The organism is Streptomyces sp. NPDC008150 (assembly GCF_042956945.1).
GTDB lineage: Bacteria > Actinomycetota > Actinomycetes > Streptomycetales > Streptomycetaceae > Streptomyces.
Window position 1 is genome coordinate 342,755 of record NZ_JBIBHJ010000008.1, and the last position, 6,443, is coordinate 349,197.

At 72.9% G+C, this 6,443-nt stretch carries 4 protein-coding genes; 3 read left to right on the plus strand and 1 reads right to left on the minus strand.

What is annotated here, in order from left to right; genetic code table 11:
• Positions 1-53 precede the first annotated feature (53 nt).
• Both ACFZA0_RS21910 and ACFZA0_RS21915 read left to right on the plus strand, forming a co-directional pair.
• Positions 54-1,712, plus strand: coding sequence for a M4 family metallopeptidase (locus ACFZA0_RS21910; RefSeq protein WP_391019441.1), 1,659 nt, complete (start codon positions 54-56; stop codon positions 1,710-1,712).
• Between the two features lie 68 nt (positions 1,713-1,780).
• Positions 1,781-2,290, plus strand: coding sequence for a DUF1990 family protein (locus ACFZA0_RS21915; RefSeq protein ID WP_391019445.1), 510 nt, complete (start codon positions 1,781-1,783; stop codon positions 2,288-2,290).
• A gap of 64 nt (positions 2,291-2,354) precedes the next feature.
• Here the strand turns inward: ACFZA0_RS21915 and ACFZA0_RS21920 are convergent, their stop codons facing one another.
• The gene (locus ACFZA0_RS21920) at positions 2,355-4,973 is read right to left on the minus strand and encodes an alpha-glucan family phosphorylase (protein ID WP_391019448.1); all 2,619 of its coding nucleotides are present in this window, start codon (positions 4,971-4,973) and stop codon (positions 2,355-2,357) included.
• 496 nt (positions 4,974-5,469) lie between these two features.
• On the opposite strand from ACFZA0_RS21920, the gene ACFZA0_RS21925 reads away from it, so the two are divergent.
• Positions 5,470-6,443, plus strand: a 974-nt coding sequence (locus tag ACFZA0_RS21925) for a maltotransferase domain-containing protein (protein ID WP_391019451.1), incomplete at its 3' end; no start/stop codon positions are given.

The window sequence follows — 6,443 nt, forward strand, 5'->3', positions numbered from 1 at the left end:
ACCCGTCCCGAACTGCCCCCCACGCGGTCCGGGCCCCCCACGAAGGAGTTTGCGTGACCCCCCTCTACGCGCGTCACAAGCGTTCCGTCCTCGCCGTCGCGACCGCCGTCGCCGCCGGTTCCCTGCTCGCCACCGGTCTGGCCGCCGGTACCGCCACCGCCCAGGTCCCGGGCGCGAGTTCGGCGGCGACCCCACTCGCCGCCCCGGTCCAGCTCTCCGCCTCCGCCCGCACCTCCCTGCTCGCGAAGGCGGCGGACGCGGCTCCGGCGACGGCCGCGAAGATAGGTCTCGGCTCCCAGGAGAAGCTGGTCGTCAAGGACGTCAGCAAGGACGCCGACGGCACCACCCACACCCGCTACGAGCGCACCTACGCCGGTCTGCGCGTCCTCGGCGGCGACCTGGTCGTCCACACGTCGGCGTCCGGGGCGACCGAGGGCGTGACCAGGGCGACCAACGCCTCCCTCGACGTCGCGTCGCTCACGCCCGCCATCGCCGCCTCGACGGCCGAGAAGCAGGCGCTGACCGCCGCGAAGTCGGCCGGCTCGGCGAAGACCGCGGCCGACGCCGCGCCCAGCAAGGTGATCTGGGCCGGCTCCGGCACCCCGGTCCTCGCGTACGAGACGGTCGTCGGCGGCTTCCAGGACGACGGCACCCCCAACCAGCTGCACGTCATCACCGACGCCGCCACCGGCAAGAAGCTCTACGAGTACCAGGGCATCGAGACCGGCACCGGCAAGACGCTCTACTCGGGCACCGTCACCCTCGGCACCTACAAGTCGGGCACGACGTACCAGCTCTACGACACCACGCGCGGCGGGCACAAGACGTACAACCTCGCCCACAAGACGTCCGGCACCGGCACCCTGTTCACCGACGCCGACGACGTCTGGGGCACGGGCGCCGCGTCCAGCTCCACCACCGACCAGACGGCCGCCGCCGACGCCGCGTACGGGGCCCAGGAGACCTGGGACTTCTACAAGAACACCTTCGCGCGCAACGGCATCAAGAACAACGGCGTGGGCGCCTACTCGCGGGTCCACTACAGCAGCGGCTACGTCAACGCCTTCTGGGACGACAGCTGCTTCTGCATGACCTACGGCGACGGCTCCGGCAACACGCACCCGCTGACCGCCCTCGACGTGGCCGGCCACGAGATGAGCCACGGCGTCACCTCCAACACCGCGGGCCTCAACTACTCGGGCGAGTCCGGCGGGTTGAACGAGGCGACCTCCGACATCTTCGGCACCGGCGTGGAGTTCTACGCCAACAACGCCTCCGACCCCGGTGACTACCTCATCGGCGAGAAGATCAACATCAACGGCAACGGCACGCCGCTGCGCTACATGGACAAGCCCAGCAAGGACGGCGCCTCCGCCGACTACTGGTCCTCCAGCCTGGGCAGCAAGGACGTCCACTACTCGTCCGGCGTGGCCAACCACTTCTTCTACCTGCTGTCCGAGGGCAGCGGCGCGAAGACCGTCAACGGCGTGAGCTACAACTCCCCGACGTACAACGGTGCCACGATCACCGGGATCGGCCGGGCCAAGGCCCTCCAGATCTGGTACAAGGCGCTCACCCAGTACATGACGTCCACCACGAAGTACACCGGCGCCCGCACGGCGACGCTGAGCGCGGCGTCCGCCCTGTACGGCTCCACCAGCACCGAGTACGCCACCGTGGCGGCGGCCTGGACCGCCGTCAACGTCAGCTGACACCACGTCACTTGAGCGGGGCGGTACCCGGGGCGAACACGGTCCGGGTACCGCCCTACTCTTGGCCCATGTCCTTCACGTACGACGCGGTCGGCGCCACTCGCGAGAGCGGTTCCTGCCCGCCCGGCTTCCGTCCGCTGCACGTGCGCACCCGGGTCGGCGAGGGCGAGCCGGTCTTCCGCAGGGCGTCCGAGGCGCTGCTGACGTGGGAGCTGCACCGGGCCACCGGCGTCGGCATCGAGACCGACGCGGAGCGTGCCGCCCCCGGTGTCGACGTCACCGTCACGCTGGCCGGCATGATCAAGGCGCCGTGCCGGGTGGTGTGGGCCGACGAGGAGTACCGCCGCACGGGCTGGGCGTACGGCACGCTGCCGGGCCACCCGGAGTCCGGCGAGGAGGCGTTCGTGGTGGACCGCACCGGTGACGGAACGGTCTGGCTGACCGTCACCGCGTTCTCCCGCCCGGTGAAGTGGTATTCGAGGGCGGGCGGCCCCGCCACCCGCGGCCTCCAGCACGCCTACGCCCGGCGGCTCGGCTCCGTCCTGCGCACGATGTGCGCCCCGTACTCCGAGGACTGAGCCCGCCCCGCGCGCCGGACGCGGCGCCGGACGGTTACCCCGCCCGGCACCCCGCCCGTACGCCTCAGCGCAAGAGGACCCCCGCCGCCTCCCCCGGCTCCGCCGTCGGCACGGCGACCAGGCCCAGTTCGGCCCCGGACGCCAGCAGCCGGTGCGCGGGCAGCACGCGGACGGTGTAGCCGAACGGTCCCGTGCGGTCCAGGGACAGCGGGCCCTCGTACACCCAGTGGCCGTCCAGGTCGGGGCCGCCCGTCGGCTTCAGCGGGACGGTCACGGCGTCCGCGATGCGGTCCTCGGGATCGACCCGGCCCGACACCGCCTGCACCTCGACGTCGTCCGGCCCGAGACCGCCGAGCCGCACGAGGACCCGTACGTTCAGGGTCGTGCCCAGCTCGCCGGTGGCCGGGGCACCGGACGCCTCGACGTGGTCGACGCTCACGCCGGGCCAGGCGCCGCGCACCCGGGCCTTCCAGCCCGCGAGCTCACCGGCGGCCCCGCCGGTCATCGTGCGGTGCGCGAGCGCGGCGGGCGCGTACAGCCGTTCGACGTACTCGCGGACCATGCGCCCGGCCAGGACCTTCGGGCCGAGCAGGGTCAGGGTCTGGCGGACCATCTCGATCCAGCGGTCCGGCAGGCCGCTCGTGCCCCGCTCGTAGAAGCGCGGCGCCACCCGCTGTTCGAGCAGTTCGTACAGCGCCACGGCCTCCAGGTCGTCGCGGCGGTCCGGGTCGGTGCCGGTGCCGTCCGCCGTGGGGATCGCCCAGCCGAAGTCCGGCTGGAACCACTCGTCCCACCAGCCGTCCATGACCGACAGGTTCAGGCAGCCGTTCAGGGCCGCCTTCATGCCGCTGGTGCCGCACGCCTCCAGGGGCCGCAGCGGGTTGTTGAGCCAGATGTCGCAGCCGGGGTAGAGCTTCTGCGCCATCGCCATGCCGTAGTCGGGCAGGAAGACGACGCGGTGGCGCACCCGCGGGTCGTCCGAGAACCGGACCAGCTCCTGCACCAGCCGCTTGCCGCCGTCGTCCGCCGGGTGCGCCTTGCCCGCCACCACGATCTGCACCGGCCGTTCGGAGTGCAGCAGCAGCTCCATCAGCCGGTCCCGGTCGCGCAGCATCAGCGTCAGCCGCTTGTACGAGGGCACGCGCCGCGCGAAGCCGATGGTGAGGACGTCCGGGTCGAGGACGCCGTCGATCCAGCCCAGTTCCGCGGAGCCCGCGCCGCGCTGCCGCCAGGAGGCGCGCAGCCGCTCGCGCACCTCCTCCACGAGCTGCTCGCGCAGCACCCGGCGCAGTTGCCAGATGTCCTGGTCGGGGATGCCCGCGACGGCGTCCCAGCGGTCGGAGCCGTCGCCGGTCAGGGCCTCCTCGGTGCGTTGCGCGCCGAGCTGTTCGGCACCGAGCCGCAGCACCTCGGGGGCCACCCAGGTCGGGGCGTGCACGCCGTTGGTCACCGAGGTGATCGGCACCTCCTCGGCGTCGAAGCCCGGCCAGAGCCCGGAGAACATCTCGCGGCTGACCTTGCCGTGCAGCAGGGAGACGCCGTTGGCCCGCTGGCCCAGGCGCAGGCCCATGACGGCCATGTTGAACAGGTTGGGCTCGCCGCCGGGGTAGGTCTCCATGCCGAGGTGCAGGATGCGTTCGACGTCGATGCGGGGCAGCTCGGCGTTCGGGCCGAAGTGCCGGGCGACCAGTTCGCGGTCGAAACGGTCGATGCCGGCGGGGACCGGCGTGTGCGTGGTGAACACGGTGCCCGCGCGGACCGCTTCGAGACCGGTGTCGAAGTCCGTTCCCGCGTCGCAGAGTTCGGCGATGCGTTCCAGTCCGAGGAAACCGGCGTGGCCCTCGTTGGTGTGGAAGACCTCGGGCGCCGGGTGCCCGGTGAGCCGGCAGTACGTCCGCACGGCCCGCACCCCGCCGATGCCCAGCAGCATCTCCTGGAGCAGGCGGTGCTCGCTCCCGCCCCCGTACAGACGGTCGGTGACGCCGCGTTCGCCGAGGTCGTTCTCCTCGACGTCGGAGTCCAGCATCAGCAGCGGCACCCGGCCGACCTGCGCGAGCCAGATGTGCGCCCGCAGCGAGGCGCCGCCGGGCAGCGCGAGGGACACCTGGGCGGGGGTGCCGTCGGCCTCCTTGAGCAGGGCGACGGGCAGTTCGTTGGGATCGAGGACCGGATAGTGCTCCTGCTGCCAGCCGTCCCGGGACAGGCTCTGCCGGAAGTAGCCGTGCCGGTAGAGCAGCCCGACACCGATCAGCGGCACCCCGAGGTCGCTGGCGGCCTTCAGATGGTCGCCGGCCAGGATGCCGAGCCCGCCCGAGTACTGGGGCAGGGCGGCGGTGACACCGAACTCGGGCGAGAAGTAGGCGACGGCCGCGGGCAGCTCGCCCGGCTGCTGCTGGTACCAGCGGTCGCCGGCGACGTACTCGCGCAGATCCTCGGCGGCGGCGTCCAGGCGGCGCAGGAACGCGGGGTCCCCGGCCAGTTCGTTGAGCCGCGCGGACGGCACGTCGCCGAGCAGGCGCACGGGATCACCGTCCGATGCGGCCCAGAGGGCGGGATCGACGGACCGGAACAGGTCACGGGTCTCCGCATGCCATGACCAGCGCAGATTGCGGGCCAGATCGCTGAGGGGTCGGAGGGGTTCGGGGAGAACGGGACGGACGGTGAATCGACGGATCGCCTTCACATTCCACCTCTGCACGCTGGCGTGAAAAGAGGTCGCACGGCTGTGTACGCCTCGTCGTCAGTCTCGACGGTAGCGGGGTCCGGTGCTAGGCAACCATGGCGCATGGGCGGGTGTTCGACCGCCGTACCCGGGTACGGGGAGGGGCGGAACGTCCGCCGGGCCCCGGCGCACGCCGTCCGGATCGCGCCGTTCTCCGCACGCCCTTTCCCGGGTCCGTGCGGCCGGTCCGTACGGCGGGCGTGCTTGTGGGGAGGGGAATGGGGAGAGAGGCTGACCCGGTGACGGCTCCCACGGTCCGTCACGCCGGCGGCCGGTCTTGCACTCCGCGATACGTGTGAGTAGTTAGCAACGTGCCGGATTGCTCACCCGAATAGGGTGGGAAGGCTCCTCCGGTACGGCCTCCGAGGTACGGAGAGGTACAGCAGAGGCTCAACCGCAGGACCCACCTCCCCTCACCCATCCGCCCACACCCTCGTTGACGCGGACAGGAGCGGTCATGCCCGCCACGCACCACTCGTCAGCACCCCCGACACCAAGCGCCGGCGCACCACCCGTCCGCCGGCCGGACACCGCGGCGCCCGCGGCCTCCGGACAGCAGGCCGTCGCGGGGCACGCTCCCGACCGGAGCGCCGCCGCACGGCACGGCACCGCGGGGCCACCCCCCGGGTCCCCCGCGCGCCCGGACGACACGGCCACCGCCACCGCCGTGGGACGCATCCCCGTCCTGGACGTGGCCCCCGTCGTCCAGCAGGGACGCCGTCCGGCCAAGGCCGTGACCGGCGAGACGTTCCAGGTCACCGCGACCGTGTTCCGCGAGGGGCACGACGCGGTGGCGGCCAACGTCGTCCTCACGGATCCGCAGGGCCGGCCCGGCCCGTGGACCCCGATGCACGAGATCGCGCCCGGCACCGACCGCTGGGGCGCCCCCGTCACCCCGGACGCGCCGGGCCGTTGGACCTTCGCCGTGGAGGCGTGGGGCGACCCGGTCGCCACCTGGCGGCACAACGCGCGCATCAAGATCCCCGCCGGGATCGACACCGAACTCGTCCTGGACGAGGGCGCCCGCCTGTACGAACGCGCGGCGGCCGGTCTCACGGACGACGCCCCCGCGGCGGCCCGGCCCGCCGGGAAACCGGAGCGGCACGGCAAGGGCAAGGGCGCCAAGGCCGCCAAGCCGGGCAAGGCCGCGAAGGCGGCACGTGCCGCGCGGTCAGCGGCCGCGGAGGTGCTGCTCGGCGCCGCGGCGGCGCTGCGCGACGAGAGCCTGCCGTCCACGGCCCGGCTCGCCGCGGCGCTGACCCCGGAGGTCGACGCCGTCCTCGGCCGTTGGCCGCTGCGGGAGTTGGTGACCCGGTCCGCCGAGCTGCCCCTGCTCGTGGAGCGGGAGCGGGCGTTGTTCGGGTCGTGGTACGAGTTCTTCCCGCGGTCGGAGGGCACGGCCGAGGAGCCGCACGGGACGTTCCGGACCGC

Coding starts and splice junctions, on each gene's coding strand:
- ACFZA0_RS21915 (WP_391019445.1), top strand. CDS start 1,781: ATGTCCTTCACGTACGACGCGGTCGGCGCCACTCGCGAGAGCGGTTCC.